At 62.6% G+C, this 16,606-nt stretch carries 14 protein-coding genes; 5 read left to right on the top strand and 9 right to left on the bottom strand.

Annotated elements, in window-relative coordinates:
• From BRD58_RS15590 to BRD58_RS15605, 4 genes are all read left to right on the top strand, one after another.
• Positions 1 to 748 (top strand): Orn/Lys/Arg family decarboxylase (locus BRD58_RS15590; protein ID WP_456303529.1); only part of this gene is annotated, 748 nt, incomplete at its 5' end.
• Between the two features lie 100 nt (positions 749 to 848).
• Positions 849 to 2,180 (top strand): putrescine-ornithine antiporter, encoded by a 1,332-nt coding sequence (gene potE, locus BRD58_RS15595; RefSeq protein ID WP_034168430.1) that lies wholly within the window; start codon positions 849 to 851, stop codon positions 2,178 to 2,180.
• A 15-nt stretch (positions 2,181 to 2,195) separates the two neighbouring features.
• The gene (locus BRD58_RS15600; RefSeq protein ID WP_073383583.1) at positions 2,196 to 4,331 is read left to right on the top strand and encodes a lysine decarboxylase CadA; all 2,136 of its coding nucleotides are present in this window, start codon (positions 2,196 to 2,198) and stop codon (positions 4,329 to 4,331) included.
• A gap of 504 nt (positions 4,332 to 4,835) precedes the next feature.
• Positions 4,836 to 5,477, top strand: a complete 642-nt coding sequence (locus BRD58_RS15605) for an RpiB/LacA/LacB family sugar-phosphate isomerase (protein ID WP_012849828.1) — start codon at positions 4,836 to 4,838, stop codon at positions 5,475 to 5,477.
• 84 nt (positions 5,478 to 5,561) lie between these two features.
• Here the strand turns inward: BRD58_RS15605 and BRD58_RS15610 are convergent, their stop codons facing one another.
• The 7 genes from BRD58_RS15610 to BRD58_RS15640 all read right to left on the bottom strand — a co-directional run bounded on the left by BRD58_RS15610 (position 5,562) and on the right by BRD58_RS15640 (position 13,552).
• Positions 5,562 to 6,779 carry an L-lactate MFS transporter gene (locus BRD58_RS15610; protein WP_069579330.1) on the bottom strand — a complete coding sequence of 406 codons (1,218 nt, stop codon included), beginning with the start codon at positions 6,777 to 6,779 and terminating at the stop codon, positions 5,562 to 5,564.
• A 144-nt stretch (positions 6,780 to 6,923) separates the two neighbouring features.
• Positions 6,924 to 7,658, bottom strand: coding sequence for a LytR/AlgR family response regulator transcription factor (locus BRD58_RS15615; protein WP_196796973.1), 735 nt, complete (start codon positions 7,656 to 7,658; stop codon positions 6,924 to 6,926).
• Positions 7,655 to 9,280 carry a LytS/YhcK type 5TM receptor domain-containing protein gene (locus tag BRD58_RS15620; RefSeq protein ID WP_045474943.1) on the bottom strand — a complete coding sequence of 542 codons (1,626 nt, stop codon included), beginning with the start codon at positions 9,278 to 9,280 and terminating at the stop codon, positions 7,655 to 7,657. Before BRD58_RS15620 ends, BRD58_RS15615 begins: the two co-directional genes overlap by 4 nt.
• Before the next feature lie 137 nt (positions 9,281 to 9,417).
• Positions 9,418 to 10,797, bottom strand: a complete 1,380-nt coding sequence (gene melA, locus BRD58_RS15625; protein WP_012849832.1) for an alpha-glucosidase/alpha-galactosidase — start codon at positions 10,795 to 10,797, stop codon at positions 9,418 to 9,420.
• Between the two features lie 40 nt (positions 10,798 to 10,837).
• Entirely contained in the window at positions 10,838 to 11,803 is a 966-nt protein-coding gene (locus BRD58_RS15630; RefSeq protein WP_012849833.1) for an ABC transporter permease, read from the bottom strand.
• Between the two features lie 4 nt (positions 11,804 to 11,807).
• Positions 11,808 to 12,557 carry an ATP-binding cassette domain-containing protein gene (locus tag BRD58_RS15635; protein ID WP_012849834.1) on the bottom strand — a complete coding sequence of 250 codons (750 nt, stop codon included), beginning with the start codon at positions 12,555 to 12,557 and terminating at the stop codon, positions 11,808 to 11,810.
• Positions 12,557 to 13,552 carry a sugar ABC transporter substrate-binding protein gene (locus tag BRD58_RS15640; protein WP_012849835.1) on the bottom strand — a complete coding sequence of 332 codons (996 nt, stop codon included), beginning with the start codon at positions 13,550 to 13,552 and terminating at the stop codon, positions 12,557 to 12,559. Before BRD58_RS15640 ends, BRD58_RS15635 begins: the two co-directional genes overlap by 1 nt.
• Positions 13,553 to 13,960: 408 nt before the next feature.
• On the opposite strand from BRD58_RS15640, the gene BRD58_RS15645 reads away from it, so the two are divergent.
• A complete protein-coding gene (locus tag BRD58_RS15645; RefSeq protein ID WP_012849837.1) occupies positions 13,961 to 14,380 on the top strand; it encodes a hypothetical protein in 420 nt (139 codons plus the stop codon).
• Between the two features lie 9 nt (positions 14,381 to 14,389).
• Here BRD58_RS15645 and BRD58_RS15650 read toward each other — a convergent pair whose 3' ends face one another.
• Both BRD58_RS15650 and BRD58_RS15655 read right to left on the bottom strand, forming a co-directional pair.
• Positions 14,390 to 15,079: a 2'-5' RNA ligase family protein gene (locus BRD58_RS15650; protein WP_015462321.1), complete on the bottom strand. Its 690-nt coding sequence runs from the start codon at positions 15,077 to 15,079 to the stop codon at positions 14,390 to 14,392.
• 189 nt (positions 15,080 to 15,268) lie between these two features.
• On the bottom strand, positions 15,269 to 16,363 hold the full coding sequence (locus BRD58_RS15655) for a LacI family DNA-binding transcriptional regulator (RefSeq protein ID WP_162274057.1): 1,095 nt from the start codon (positions 16,361 to 16,363) through the stop codon (positions 15,269 to 15,271).
• Positions 16,364 to 16,606 lie beyond the last annotated feature (243 nt).

Here is a 16,606-nt window from a genome sequence, read left to right on the forward strand (position 1 = left end):
CATCCCCGGCGAGCGCTGGCACGCCTTTGAGGGCTATGCCGAGCACCAGTACTTTGTCGATCCGTGCAAACTGATGCTGACCACCCCGGGCATCGACGCCAAGAGCGGCGAGTACCAGTCCTTTGGGGTGCCGGCGACCATTCTGGCCAACTTCCTGCGCGAAAACGGCATCGTGCCGGAGAAATGCGACCTGAACTCGATCCTGTTCCTGCTGACCCCGGCGGAGGACATGGCCAAGATGCAGCACCTGGTGGCCCAGATCGCCCGCTTCGAGCGCCTGCTGGAGCAGGACGCCCCGCTGGCCGAGGTGCTGCCGTCCATCTACCGCGCCAACGAGGCGCGCTACCGCGGCTACACCCTGCGCCAGCTGTGTCAGGAGATGCACGACCTGTACGTCAGCCACGACGTGAAGCAGCTGCAGAAGGAGATGTTCCGCAAGGCGCACTTCCCGCGGGTGGCGATGAACCCGCAGCAGGCCAACATCGAGTTCGTGCGCGGCAACGTCGAGCTGGTCTCCCTGGCGCGGGCCGAAGGGCGCATCGCGGCGGAGGGGGCGCTGCCGTACCCGCCGGGGGTGCTGTGCGTGGTGCCGGGAGAGATCTGGGGCGGCTCGGTGCAGCGCTACTTCCTGGCGCTGGAAGAGGGCATCAACCGGCTGCCGGGCTTCGCGCCGGAGCTGCAGGGGGTCTACATCCAGCAGGATGAGGATGGCCGCAAGCGTGCCTATGGCTACGTGATCAAGCAGTAACAGCCTTTACATCGACATTACCAATAAAACAAGGTTGGCGGGGGGCCGCGGCTCCTGGGTTGCTCCTGCCCGGCTCCTCGCATTTTGAGAGAGAGAAACTATGAGTACGTCTAGTGGCAATAAGATGGGCGTCGTGCAGTTAACCATACTGACGGCGGTGAACATGATGGGGTCCGGCATCATCATGCTGCCGACCAAGCTGGCTTCCGTGGGGACCATGTCGATACTCTCCTGGCTGGTCACCGCCTTCGGTAGCCTGTGTCTGGCCTATGGATTTTCCAAGTGCGGGATGTTCAGCCGCAAGTCCGGCGGGATGGGCGGCTACGCCGAGTACGCCTTCGGCAAGTCCGGTAACTTTATGGCTAACTTCACCTACGCCATCAGCCTGGTGATCGCCAATATCGCCATCGCCATCTCCGCCGTCGGCTACGGCGCCGTGCTGTTCGACTGGCATCCGTCGCCGATCATGACCTGTATCGCCACCATCGCCGTTATCTGGCTCACCACCGTGGCCAACTTCGGCGGGGCGCGCATCACCGGGCGCATCGGCTCCGTCACCGTCTGGGGGGTGATCATCCCGGTGGTCGGTATCTCCATTCTCGGCTGGTTCTGGTTTAGCCCGAACATGTACATCCAGGCCTGGAACCCGCATCACCTCTCCTTCGCCTCCGGTCTGGGTGCCTCCATCGCTATGACCCTGTGGGCCTTCCTGGGGCTGGAGTCCGCCTGCGCCAACTCCGACGCCGTGGAAAACCCGGAGAAAAACATCCCGGTCGCCGTCTTCGGCGGCACCCTGATCTGCGCCATCGTGTATATCCTGTCCACCAACGTGATGGCCGGTTTTGTCCCCAACATGGATCTGGCCAACTCGACCGCGCCGTTCGGCCTGGCCTTCTCCTACATGTTCGACCCGACGGTGGGTAAGATCATCATGGCCCTGATGGTCGTCGCCTGTATCGGCTCCCTGCTGGGCTGGCAGTTCACCGTCGCCCAGGTGTTTAAGTCCTCTTCCGATATCGGCTACTTCCCGCAGATCTTCGCCAAAGTCACCGCCAAGGATGCGCCGATCGCCGGGATGATCATTCTGGGGGTGGCGCAAACCATCCTGTCGCTGATGACCATCAGCCCGTCGCTGAACAATCAGTTCAACTCGCTGGTTAACCTGGCGGTGGTCACCAACCTGATCCCGTACATCCTCTCCATGGCGGCGCTGATCCCGATGCACCGCCTGTACAAGATGGCCAACAAGACCCACGTGATGATCCTGCTCACCGCCATCATCGGTACCGTTTACAGCTTCTACGCCCTCTACTCATCCGGCTCAGACGCCATGCTGATGGGGTCACTGGTGACCTTTGCCGGCTGGAGCTGCTATGGCTTGTTCGTGCGGGACAACAACACCTGCCCGAAAGACAAGATTCAACATGTTTAACTCGGAGAACGTGAAATGAAAGACATTCTGTTCCTGTGTAACCCCTCGCCGACCTTCAAGCGGATTCCGCTGGAGGAGCTGTACGCCCAGCTGCGCGATCGGGGGTTTAACATCATCGAAAGCACCTCGGTCGACGATCTGCTGGATCTGGTGCGCAACAACGCCCAGCTGGCCGGGGTCGTCTTCGACTGGGATAGCTACAGTCTGGATCTGTGCAAGCACATCACGGCGCTGAACGAAATGCTGCCGCTGTATGCCTTCGCCAACACCCACTCCACGCTGGACGTCAGCCTGGGCGACCTGCGCATGAACATTCAGTTCTTTGAGTATACGCTGGGTGGCGCGGCCGACATCGCCGACAAGATCCGCCAGGGAACCGACGACTACATCGATACCATCATGCCGCCGCTGACCAAGGCGCTGTTCCACTACGTCAAAGAGGGAAAATACACCTTCTGTACCCCGGGGCACATGGGCGGCACCGCGTTCCAGAAAAGCCCGGTCGGCAGCCTGTTCTATGACTTCTTTGGCGCCAACACAATGAAGTCCGACATCTCCATCTCCGTATCCGAACTGGGCTCCCTGCTGGACCACTCCGGCCCGCACAAAGAGGCGGAAGAGTACATCGCCCGCACCTTCAACGCCGATCGCAGCTACATGGTGACCAACGGCACCTCGACCGCCAACAAGATCGTCGGCATGTATGCCGCGCCGGCCGGCAGCACTATCCTGATCGACCGTAACTGTCACAAATCGCTGACCCACCTGATGATGATGAGCGACGTTATCCCGATCTACCTGCGGCCGACCCGCAACGCCTACGGCATTCTGGGGGGGATTCCCCAGCGCGAGTTCACCCACGACACCATCGAAGCGCGGGTGAAAAATACCCCGAACGCCACCTGGCCGGTGCATGCGGTGGTCACCAACTCCACCTATGACGGCCTGTTCTACAACGCGGAGTACATCAAGAAAACCCTGGACGTAAAATCCATCCACTTTGACTCCGCCTGGGTGCCCTACACCAACTTCAGCCCGATCTACCAGGGGCTGTGCGGTATGAGCGGCGAGCGCATCGAGGGCAAGGTTATCTACGAAACCCAGTCCACCCACAAACTGCTGGCGGCGTTCTCGCAGGCGTCCATGATCCACGTGAAAGGCGACTTCAACCAAGAAACCTTTAACGAAGCCTACATGATGCACACCTCCACCTCACCGCACTATGGCATCGTGGCCTCCATCGAAACCGCGGCGGCGATGATGAAGGGTCACGCCGGTAAACGCCTGATCAATGACTCTATCGCGCGAGCCATCCGCTTCCGTAAGGAGATCAAGCGCCTGCGCAGCGAGTCCGACGGCTGGTTCTTCGACGTCTGGCAGCCGGACAATATTGACCAGGTCGCCTGCTGGAAGCTGGATCCGAAAGAGTCCTGGCACGGCTTTAAGGGCATCGATGACAACCACATGTACCTTGACCCGATCAAGGTCACCCTGCTGACCCCGGGGATGAACCCGGACGGCACCATGGCGGATGACGGTATCCCGGCCGCCATCGTGGCCAAGTACCTGGACGAGCACGGCATCATCGTCGAGAAGACCGGCCCGTACAACCTGCTGTTCCTGTTCAGCATCGGCATCGACAAGACCAAGGCCCTGAGCCTGCTGCGCGCGCTGACCGACTTCAAGCGGGCCTATGACCTGAACCTGCGCGTGAAGAACATGCTGCCGTCGCTGTACCGCGAAGATCCGGAGTTCTATGAGCACATGCGGATCCAGGAGCTGGCCCAGGGCATCCACGCGCTGATCCTGCACCATAACCTGCCGGATCTGATGTACCGCGCCTTCGAGGTGCTGCCGACCATGGTGCTGAACCCGCACGACGCCTTCCAACAGGAGCTGCGCGGCCAGGCCGAAGAGGTCTACCTCGACGAGATGATCGGCAAGGTCAACGCCAACATGATTCTGCCGTACCCGCCGGGCGTGCCGCTGGTGATGCCGGGCGAAATGCTGACGGAGGAGAGCCGGCCGGTGCTGGAGTTTCTGCAGATGCTGTGCGAAATCGGCGCCCACTATCCGGGCTTCGAAACCGACATCCACGGCGCCTATCGTCAGGCCGACGGGCGCTATACGGTGAAAGTGCTCAAGCAGTAGCGTCTCTTGTGCGGGGCGCCGCGGTGCCCCGCAGTAACCTTCTGCATTTTCCTGCCTGAAGACGGCTGCGCGTAGGAGGCGCCGCAGCGGCGCCGGGGGAAAGGGAGAGATTCCCCCTCACTATTTATCCACCCTTTCTGACGCGACGTGCCGTCGCCGCGTCATCACGCCGTCTCCCGAGCCGCGGCGCAGGCTTTGCCTGCCGCGGCTCATCTCTCCGGCGTGACATCGGCTGACAAGCCCTGATGCCGACGGACGGACACCGCTAAAGCCTCCTATGCCCTTTACGGTGGCCCCCGTCCGTCGGCACTTTTTTTTCCCGCCCAAGATCCGGCTGCGCGGTTGGCGCACCCTCACAAATAATAAAACATCATTTCAAATTAATTGAATTGGCAGACCAGCATCAGTAGACTAGCCAGAGATTCGCGGACGGATTCGCGCTGCGGGCCGCGCCTGCGGCGACAATTCCCGCCCTTCCTTTGGGTTACGATGTAAGGATATGTTGTGAAAATTGCACTCATGATGGAAAACAGCCAGGCCGCCAAGAATGCGGTGGTTCTGAACGAACTCAACGCCGTAGCACAGGACGGCGGGCACCAGGTCTATAACGTCGGCATGTGCGACGAACAGGATCACCATCTGACCTATATTCACCTGGGGATCATGGCCAGCATCCTGCTCAACGCCCGCGCGGTTGACTTTGTGGTCACCGGCTGCGGCACCGGTCAGGGCGCCCTGCTCTCCCTCAACGCGCACCCCGGCGTCGTCTGCGGCTACTGCATCGATCCGGCCGACGCCTTCCTGTTCGCCCAGATCAATAACGGTAACGCCCTGTCGCTGCCGTTCGCCAAGGGCTTTGGCTGGGGCGCCGAGCTGAACCTGCGCTATATCTTTGAAAAGGCCTTCGCCGGCGAGCGCGGCCAGGGCTACCCGCAGGATCGCCGCGAACCGCAGGTGCGCAACGCGGCGATCCTCAACCGCGTAAAAGCGGCGGTGATCAAGGACAACTATCTGGATACCCTGAACGCTCTCGATCGCGATCTGGTCAAGACCGCCGTCAGCGGCGCGCGTTTCCAGCAGTGCCTGTTTGAGCAGGGGCAGGATCCGGCGATTATCGACTATGTTCGCAGCCTGCTGGCCGCGTAACCGAGCAACATCGTCAAACAACGGCGCGGCCTTTCGGCCGCGCCGTTGTTGCTCTTTGAAGCGCAGGGGCGACATCAGGAAGAATTACGACTCCAGCGCCAGGCGCGCATCGACGTGCGGCAGACGCGGGCGCGCCACCCGCAGCGAGCAGCACAGGGTCACCAGCAGCAGGCCGAAAATCAGGTAGAAAGTAGCCAGGAAACCGCCGAACAGCGCCGCCACGATCGAACCGATGATGCTGCCGATGCCGAAGCCAAGGTAAATCACCCCATAGTTTTTAGTCAGGTTGTTCAGGCCAAAGAAGTCGCTGACCAGCGACGGATAGACGGTAATGGTGCCGCCAAAGCTAAAGGCGACGCAGGCGACCGCTAGGTAAAACAGCGTCTCATTGAGCGGCACGAACAGCAGCAGCGCCATGCCCAGCAGGGTCACCAGCTGCGCCAGCGAAATCACCCGGATGCGCGGCATCTTATCCGACAAAACCCCCAGCGCCAGCCGCCCCCCCAGATTCGCCACGGCGATGATCGCCACCGCCCCGGCGGCGACGCTGCCGGACAGGTGCGCCAGATGCTCACCGATATCTTTGGCCACCCCGATGACGTACAGCCCGCTCATGCAGGCGGAGAGGAAGATCAGCGCCAGCACCCAGTACTGTGGCTGACGCATCGCCTGCGCCAGGGTGAAGTCCACGCGGCGATCCTGACCGTCCGCGGCGGCGGCGCTGTCCTGACGCGGCGGCGCGTCACGCATCAGCAGACTCCCCAGCAGTACCATCACCATGGCGATCGCCCCCCAGTAGGTGAAAGCCTGGGACAGCCCGGCGTGGCTCAGCAGCAGGCCGTTGATAAACTTAAAGCCCAGGCTGCCCAGCCCATAGGCGCCGATAGCGCAGGCGGAAACCAGCCCCTTCCGCTGCGGAAACCACTTCACGCAGTTGGAGAGGGTCAACAGATAGCCGGCGCCGTCCGCCAGCCCCACCAACACCCCGGCGCACAGGTACAGCATCACCAGGCTGTTGGCGTGGGCGGTCAGAAAAAAGCCGATCCCCAGCGCAATCCCCGCCCCCTGCGTCACCCGGCGCACCCCGAAACGCTCCTGCAGCTTGCCCGCCAACGATGAGGCCAGCGCCAGCGCCAGACTGAGCAGGCCGAAGGTAAAGGCCACCTGACTGACCGGCTGATCCAGCCGCTGCGACAGCTGGGCGTTAAACAGGCTCCAGGTATAGACCGAGCCCAGGGCAAACTGGGTGATGACCGTACCGATCAGCGTCAGTACGCGGGTACGTTGGCAAGATGAATCCATAGTGACCTCTAGAATGCTCGCGGCGGGCGATACGCTGCCGAATTAAGAGGCACTATAGGCATGTACCCGCGCGCGGCGGGCAAAAAAGGCATGAGATACAGCTAGACGGGAATGAACTGCACCCTGCGCCGCATAAAATGCAGGCTATAAACGCATCAGTTGGCGAAACGCCTTGATGTTGCTGCGGCTGACCGGTATCTCCGCATCCAGATCGTGCAGGTGGATCAGATAGGTGCTGTTAAACCAGGGCACGATCTCGCGGATCTTATCGATATTCACGCAGTAGGAGCGGTGGCAGCGGAAGAAGCGCTCCGTCGGCAGCCGGCTGATAAACTCACTCAGGCTCATCGACAGGACAACGCGATCGTCGCGGGTGTATACATAGGTCAGCTTCTCATCCGCCTCGGCGTAGTAAATCTGCTCACAGGGGGTGACGATGATGCGCTCCCCCTTGGTCAGATTGACCGTCGCCGCCGGCGCATTGACCTCGACGCTTCCGGGCGCCGGGCGCCGCGCCTGCTGCTCCAGCTGCTGCAGCACCTGAACGATACGCGCCTCGTTATAGGGCTTGAGGATATAGTTGAACACCTCCAGCTCAAAGGCCTCGGCGGCAAACTCCTTATGGGCGGTGACAAACACCACCGCCGGCCCCCCCTCGCCGCGCTGCTGGCCCAGCAGATTGCGCGCCAGCATCATCCCGTCGATGGAGGGGATCTGAATGTCGAGAAACACCGCGTCCACCCGGTGGCTCTGCAGGTATTTGAACGCCTCCAGGCCATCCTCAAACTGCGCCTGCACCCGGATCTGACTGTGACGCCCGATCAGGTAGGCCAGCTCCTCCCGCGCCAGGTATTCATCCTCCACAATGATCGCCGTCAGCATGCGCTCCTCCCGGATTTCGGCAAATAGAAACAGACCTCGGTTCCCGGCTCCAGGCGGCGGATATGCAGCCCCTCGCCATACAGCAGCAGCAGACGCTGCTGCACGTTGCCAAGCCCAATGCTGTCGCCGCTGGACTCGCCGTTCGCCACCTGGGCGATCACCGCCTGGCTGATGCCATAGCCGGTGTCGCGCACCGCGATGCGCACCCGCGTCGGCTCATCGCGCACCTCAATGGTCACCTGCCCCGGCCCGCTGCGCGGCTGAATCCCGTGCAGGATGGCGTTCTCCACCAGCGGCTGCAGCAGCAGGCTGGGCAGCGAGATCGACACCGGGTCCAGCGCAAAGGTCACGTTCAGCCGATGGCCAAACCGGGCCTGTTCGATGGCGATGTAGTTGCGCACCTGCATCAGCTCCTCCTGCAGGTCGATCAGCCTATCGCCGCGCGCCAGGTTATAGCGCAGGTAGTCGGCCAGCGAGGCGATCAGCTGACGCGCCTGATCCGGATCCATGCGGATCAGGGATGAGATGGCGTTCAGCGCATTAAACAGAAAATGGGGATTGATCTTGCTCTGCAGCGCGCTGAACTCCGCCCTGCGCGCCCCTTCGCGCAGCTGCTCCGTGCGCGCCACCGCCATCTGGGTGGACATCAGCTGCGACAGCCCCACCGCCAGCTCGCGCAGCGCACCGCTGATCCGATAACGGCGATGGTAGTAAATCTTCAGCGTCCCGGTCACCGCCTCCTGCTGCTCGCGCAGCGGAATGATGATCACCGAGTGAAAGCCCGACAGGCTATAGCTGCTGAGGTTATTGTTCAGCAGGATCTGGCCGCTCTCCACCGCCTCGCGCGTCAGCTGGCCGATGGCGTGATGCCCCTCCAGCGCGTACTCCTCGCGCCCGACGCCGGCGTAGGCCAGCACATCCTGGGTATCGGTGATCGAGACCGCATCGGCGCCGATTTCGCGACGGATGATCTCGCACACCGACTCGAACGCGCTGCGGGTGATCTGGCGAAAATAGGGTAGCGTCTGGTTGGCGACGTCCATCGCCAGCTTAGCCTGACGCGCGGCGATCAGCGCCTTCTCATCGTTGAGATCCTGCACCAGACGGATGATCAGGCCGATGCAGGTCGTCCCGACGATCATCGGCACCCCGATCTGATCGACGATAGCGATCCCTACCGCGTGGGGCTGGGTCAGCAGCAGGATCAGCAGCATGGTCAGCCCCTCACAGGCCATGCCGGCCAGAATGCCATACAGCCACAGGCGCGAACGGCGCACCCGGTAGTAGATCAGCGTCGCCAGCAGCCCCGCCGCCACGCTGCTCAGCAGACAGGGCAGCGAGGTGTAGCCATCCACATCGATCAGATAACGGTGCAGCCCGGAAACGATCCCCGCGGGGATACCCACCCAGGGGCCGAACAGGATCCCACCGGCGACGATGGCGATAATGCGCACGTTGATCAGCGCCCCCTCGACCCGCAGGCCGGTGTAGGTGCTGAAGACCGCAAAGGCGCAGAACAGCACCGACACGGTGGCCAGCTCGATGGCCGAATGCTTCTGCTTCTGCAGCAGCGACTGAAACGGGCGAATACGGGTGAGGAAAAACAGCATCATCAGCATCAACGCCGCCCGCTCAAACACGGCCAGCAGCCGCAGGATATCACTGAACACGCCACGACCTCGGCAGGCAATGCGGCCTCATGCGGCCGACGGGGATCTCCGTAAGGGCGGCGCGGAGCACGCGCCCCCCTTACGCCTCATGCCGGCGTCCGTGCGGCGTTAAACTGCGGCAGCCACTGCCGCTGGGCGGCAAACAGCGCGTCGAACATCGCCTGGATCTGATCCAGGGTACAGACGGCGGCGGTCAGCGGATCGAGGGAGAGCGCATAGCGCGCCGCGTCCAGATCGCCGGTCAGCGCCGCCTGCACCACCAGCTCCTGCACCGCGATATTGCTCTTGCACAGGCTGGCGCACTGGGTCGGCAGACGCCCCATCGTCTGGGGGTGCAGCCCGTCGCCGTCGACCCAAATCGGCACCTCCACCACGCACTCCGCCGGCAGATTCTCCACCAGCAGCCCCTGCGGCTGACGGTTGGCCATATTGCCGTTGATACGGATGCGCTCACCGCTGAGCTGCGCGGTGATCAGCTTAGGCGCATTGAGCATGTTCGGCGCGATAACGAAGGGACGCTCACCGGCCAGCTGGGCATCGATCTCCGCCTTGCCGGCGGCGTGCACCTGCTCCTCCAGCGCCAGCAGGTTCCAGCGCTGCGGCAGGAAGCGGTCGATCATCTGCGGGTTCTTGCGGAAGTAGGGCAGATAGTCGCTGCAGTGCCAGTGGTTCTCCGTACACCACAGACCGAAGAAGCGCAGCACCTCGCAGCGAACCAAATCGGCCTGACGAGTACGCTCATCGTCCGCCAGGGCGCGTACCCGCGGCAGCAGATCCTCGCCATGGCGCGACAGCGTCGTAATCCAGGTCATGTGATTGATCCCGGCAAAGCCATACTCGATATCGGCCGGGACCTCGTGGTACATCAGGCGCTGCCAGCGCTGCGGCGTGGAGGGGTGGTCAACCCACGGCCCCAGCCCCAGATAGCCGACCAGCTGCGCCACGGTATAGCGCACCCCGTAGCACAGGCCGATGCTGCGCACGCCGCTGGCCTCTTTGGCCGCCCAGGTCAACGGCGCCAGCGGATTGGCGTAGTTGATGAACAGCGCCTGCGGACACAGATCCTCCATATCGCGCAGAATCTCCAGCATCGGGGGAATATGGCGCAGGGCGCGGAAGATACCGCCCGGCCCCAGGGTGTCACCCACCTCCTGAATCACGCCATAGCGCGCCGGAATCTCCATATCCAGCCGCCAGGGCGCCAGGCCGCCGACCTGGATGGCGTTGATGACGAAGTCGGCACCGCGCAGCGCGCTGCGTCTGTCGGTCGTGTGGCGCACCGTCACCGGCACCCCCGACTGCGCCACCATCATACCGATCAGGCGCTGGCTGCGCGCCAGCACCTGCTCATCCAGATCCATCAGGATGATTTCGCTGCCGGCCAGCACCGGGCTGGACAGCAGGGCGGAAATGATCTGACGCGAAAACATAATACTGCCCGCGCCGATCAGGGTGATCTTGCTCATTAGATTGCCTTAATCAATACGCTGCGCCGACGGCGCAGCCTTAACGCCGTCGCGGGCGGCGCTGCAGCAGAGAGCCGTGTACCACCAGCGCCGCCAGAATAATCACGCCGTACACCAGACGGGTCCAGAAGCCGTCCAGACCGGCGCTGATGATCCCCGCCTCCAGCATGCCAATAATGCAGGCGCCGAACAGGCTGCCCATCAGCGAGCCGCGCCCGCCCAGCACCGAGGTGCCGCCGATAAACACCGAGGCAAACACCAGCAGCATGTAGCCCTGTCCCTGGTTTGGCCACCAGCTGCTCATCTCGACGCTGAGCAGCACCCCGACCAGCGCGGAGAGAATCCCCATCACGATAAACAGCCAGAAGCGGGTCGCGCTGACCGGCACCCCCATCAGGCGCGCCGACTCAGGGTTATCGCCAATAAAGTTGATCTGATCGCCATAGCGGTGACGCGCCAGATACAGCCACATCACCAGCGTAACCAGGAGCCCCCACAGGCTCTGCGCCGGCAGCCAGTCGCCCAGGCGCCCCACCAGCAGGGTTGACAGCCCATCGTCGCGCAGCGTCGGCAGGCTGATCGCCAGCCCGTTGGCCAGCACCGTCGACAGGCCGCCCAGAAAGAACTGGGTGCCGATGGTGGCGATAATCGACGGAATATTGAGGCGCACCACCAGCAGGGCGTTCAGCAGCCCGCACAGCATGCCGCTGCCCACGGCACCGCCCAGCGCAAGCGAAGCAGAGCCGGTATGCTGATACAGCCAGGCGAAGACAAAGCCCCCCAGCGCCACCACCGACGGAAAGCTCAAATCTATCTCGCGGGCGATGATCAGCAGCGTCATCCCCAGCGCCAGCAGCACCGTCAGCGGAATGGTGGAGAGCAGCGAGGTATAAATCCGCGCGTGCAGAAAGGTCACCGGGCTGATGGCGGCAAACAGGCTCCACAACAGCAGCAGGATAAACCCGGTCAGCAGCGGCGCCCGGTGACGGGCAAAAAACAGTTTCATCGACTCATGACCTCACGGCATCCAACAACGCCTGCTGCAGGCTGGCCAGCGTCAGCTGATCCTTCGGGTAGGCGGCGACGATGGCGCCGCGATCCATCACCACAAAACGGTCCGCCACCCGATAGGCGTCGGCCATGTTGTGGGTGATCAGCAGGCAGGCCCGCCCCTGGGCGCGCAGCTGCTCAATAAAGCACAGCACCTTCTCCACCTCCCCCAGCGACAGGGCGGTGGTCGGCTCATCCAGGATCACCAGACGGGCGTCGAACAGCATGGCACGCCCGATGGCCAGCCCCTGGCGCTCGCCGCCGGAGAGCTGGCCGACCAGCGCGTCCACGTTGGCGCCGACGCCGCGAAAGTTGAGCTGGCGCAGCAGCGCCTGCGCCCGCTGTCGCTCCGCCCGCTCGTCGATAAAGCCCCAGCGGTTGCGCAGGTGACGCCCCAGGAACAGGTTGCGCCACAGCGACTGCCCCAGACCCAGCGCGCCATTCTGGTACACGGTCTCGATCCCCTGGCGGCGGGCCCCCAGCACGTTGTAGCGCCGCCCATCGACCGCCTGCCCCGCCACCTTCAGCGTGCCGCTATCAAAGCGCTCGGCGCCGGCGATCGCCCGGATCAGGGTCGATTTGCCGGCGCCGTTATCCCCCAGCAGGGCAACGACCTCGCCGGGGAACAGCTGAAAATGAATATCGCGCAGGGCATGAACCGGGCCGAACCATTTGTTCAGCCCGATCAGTTCCAGCGCAGGCTGCGTCATCAACGCAGACCCTGGCTGGCCAGTGGCGCGATCAGACCGATATTCTCCTGAGAGACAAACCCGGCGCCGGTGTTGATATCCAGACCGGAGAAGCCATAGCGCTTGCTCAGGACGATCTGCACCACGGAGAAGTAGCCCATCAGGTAGGGCTGGGCATCGGCCACCAGCTGTACATAGCCGGATTTAATCGCCTCGGCGGTCGCCGGCGACAGGCTGAAGCCCGCCACGTAGACCTCGCCCGGCTTGATCCCGGCGTTACGCATCAGGTTGCCCATCTGCGCGGTCAGGGCGCCGTGGTCCACCAGCACCATCTTCACATCTGGGTGGGTCGCCATATAGGCGGTAAAGGCCGGTGCGCCCAGAGACGGATCTTTGTCCACCTCCGGTGAGATCTGCAGGAAGTCGACCTTCACCCCGGCCTGCTCCAGCCCCTTGATCAGCCCCAGCGTTGACTCACTGCGGGCGGCGCGATCTTTAAGCCCCCACACCAGCGCGCGATCGCCCGCCTTCAGCCCGCTGCGGCGCACCGCCTCTTTGGCCAGGCGCAGACCGCGCACCGCGTTGTTATCGCCAACGTAGCCAAAGCCCTTGCTCTGCTCGGCCGCCATGGTGCCCGGCAGCTCGGTGTCGATAGAGGTCACCAGGATCCCCTTATCGATGGCCTCCTTGATCAGCGGCTGGTAGGCGGTGTCGCCCGGCAGGCCGATCACCACGATGCCGGTCGGCTTGGCCGCCAGCGCCTGCTTAAAGTTTTCGATCATCTTCTGCGGCTGCCAGTCGGAGTAAACCAGACGCAGATCGACGCCCAGATCCTCGGCCGCCTGCTTAGCCCCGTTCTGCACCACCGTCACATAGGACTCACCCACCGGGCCGCCCACGTCAAACCAAATGCTCATATCCTTACCGGACTGCGCGGCAAACGCCGGCGAAGCCACGCAGGAAACGGCCAGCAAACAGGCCGCAGCCCAACCTTTAATCCTTTGAGAAACACCCATCATTATCACCTTTATTATTGGTAGGGTATGACGGCCGCCGCAGAGACGGACGCCACCAGGCCGCAGTCGGGGACGAGGAGTACAGCGGGGACAACGGCGTCGCTGTCGTTTTTCGTCACATCCATTTACGCGGGGGAAATATAGTAGGCGTTTTTATCCTTCAGCTAAAGCCCATCCGCACCGCCCGGGCGATACCACTCTGGCGGTGTCTGCGGTAGACTGTTAATAGGGATCGCCCGCGCCGCGTCAACCTCTGCGGGAAAAACGTCCACCGTTCTGCGACGCATGCCGCGGGTGAGCGCCCGATAACATAATCGATAAGACAGCCGATAAGATAATCATGTATCGCCGTGGGGCGGGCGGATACTCGCCCAGGCCCGGCCATTTTCACCATTTAAGGAAACGACCATGTCCAAATCACGGGCCGCCATTCTGGTTGAGCGAATTAAGGATGCGCTGAAGGGCAATAAACTGCAGACCAGCGAAATCAACGTCCATCTGGTGGAAGACAGCTCCTTTGGCCCGGTCAAGATCGTCATGTTCCTGTGGAGCGTGGCGGACAACGATATTAACGCCGACATCGTCGCTCAGGAGGTGCTATTTCACCTGAAAGACGACGATATCTATGTCTCATTCCATAAGACCCGCCGCCGCGACGGCGAGCGTCTGCTGACCGTCACCCAGCCGCTGGAGCCGAACAACCCCAAGTACAGCTACGGCAATCTGCGCGGTTTTACCTCGCTGTGGCTGATCCAGGCCACCGGTGCCGAAAAGCTCAAGCAGGCGCGCGACGGCCAGGGCAACGACGGTCGCATCATCCGTCGCTAAGCGATAGCCTTACTGTCCCGCGCTCGGCGCGGCAAAATCGTAGCGGGCCAGCACCGTCTTGCTCTGTCCGTTGGCGTCCGTCTCCGCGATCCCCAGCCCAACCGCCTCGAGGGTTTGCGCGCCAAAGCGCTGACCATCGCGCTGCATAAACTGGCTTAGCGCCGCATGGTCGCTCTGCGCCAGCAGGGTGACGTGGGGATCGAAGTGGCTGAACACATTCGGGCTGCCATAGCGGACAAAGGCCGCCTTCTTCTCCGGATAGGCGTTCACCCAGCCCGGCAGCGGCGCCCCCTTATCGCGATAGGGTGACAGCCGACGCACCAGCGTATCCGACAGACTCTGCAGCTCCCGACTGTTCTCGACCGCCACCATCAGCCAGTCGCCGCGCGTCTGGATCAGGTGGGTCAGGCGCAGGGGAAACGCCCGCTGACGCTGGCTGAGCGCCGCGACCTCCTGCTTCAGCCGCGGCAGGGCATCGGGGCCATACTCGGCCAGATACAGCGTGACATGGGGCTGAAACCCCTGCGCCGCCAGGCTGGTTAAATGATACTGCCCCAGCTGCGCCGTGGTCTGGGCGAGCAGGGTCTCCATCCCGCGGCTGGGAATAATGAACACATCATAGCTCTTGCTCGCCCCCGCGCCCCAGGCCGCCCCCGTCAGCGCACACAGCAGCACAGCGCCGCCCAACCGATAACCCATCGTCTCGCCTCCCCTTCGGATCGTCATACTCTGCGGCCGCCCGGCGCTCAGGCGACGCGGGCGATCCCGTTTATCCCCGCTATCATCCCTGCCCCTCAGCGGCAAAAATGAGATCGCACTCAAAAAACAGGCCGCGCTATATGTATATTGCAGAAACAGGACTGATCCCGATCGGTATTGGCGCCGGCCTCAGCGATCGTCATAGAGCCCCTCGCTGGAGACCTCGCCGCGCCGATTTCCCGGTCGGATCCGCCGAACCGAGGCCCTGACCACCAGCTCTCCGTACAGCAGCAGCGAGCCGCACGGCGCCCGAGGTCGCAGCAGCCGCTGCTGCAGCATCTGCACCGCCTCGCTCCCCAGCGCATCGCGCGGAACGTGCACCGCCGTCAGCGGCACATCCTGGATCGCCGCCAGATTAAACCCGTCAATACTCATCACGGAAACATCCTGCGGGACCCGCAGCCCACGCTGGCGCAGCGCGGTGATGGTACCGGCCGCCATAAAGTCGCCCCCGACCAAAAACGCCGTCGGCAGCGGTTTCCCCCGCTGAGCATCCAGCCAGCCGCCCACCCGCTCCTCGGCCTCGCGGGCGCTAAAGCTGGACAGCGCGATCAGATCCCGGGCGCTAAGAAAGCGCAGATTTTGCGCCCGCCAGGCCGCTTTAATCCCGACCAGACGCAGATCCATGGTATAGCGGCGCAGGCACATCACGTTCATCACCGCCCGGTGCCCCATCTCAAACAGATAGCGCGCGGCGCATTGACCGATCAGGCGGTGGTCGGGCGCGATAGAGGGCAGGCGCATCTGCTCATCGCGACAGTTAATCAGCACGCAGGGCTGCGCGCCGTCGGCGGCCAGACGGTGGATACGCGCATCATCAATCCCCAGCAGGATCGCCGCCTGCGTGCCGGGCTCGTTCATCCGCGCCAGAAACAGCTCGGCGTCGCTGTCCTCTTCCTCCAGCGCGCAGTAGCGCAGCCGCACCTCGTGCGCGGAAAGCGCCTTATTGATGCTTTGAATCACTCGGTAGTAAAAGATATCGGACCGCTCGTCGAATGCGCGCTGGGGGGCAAAGACCACCAGGCTGTTCAACAGCATCCGCCCCGCCGCCATCCCGTCCATCACCCCCAGCTCCCGCGCGCACGTCAGCACCCGGTTGCGCGCCTTTTCGCTGGTGTTGGCCTTCCCGGCCAGCACCCGTGAAACGGTGCTGGCAGAGAGGCCGGTACGCGCAGCGATTTCGGCAATCTTAAGCTTTTTATTCAATTTGTGATCTATCTCCATTTTGAAAATGAAAGAATTTTCACAACAGATATCCCACGCCGATGCTAATTAAACAGGTACTAATGCGCGAAATAACGCTTATTAATGAAAAAACTTGCATAAATTGCGCTATGGCCAGCCATTCTTCTGCCTTAGTCTGAATTGGCCTGACAACTTCCGGCCAAGTGGTGCAGAAGATTATTAAAATAAAACCAATAAGTTTCAACAAAATAACAAAATTGGTGTGACAGGTGGCGCCGTAAG

Origin of the sequence: Edwardsiella piscicida (assembly GCF_001896205.1) — a bacterium.
GTDB lineage: Bacteria > Pseudomonadota > Gammaproteobacteria > Enterobacterales > Enterobacteriaceae > Edwardsiella > Edwardsiella piscicida.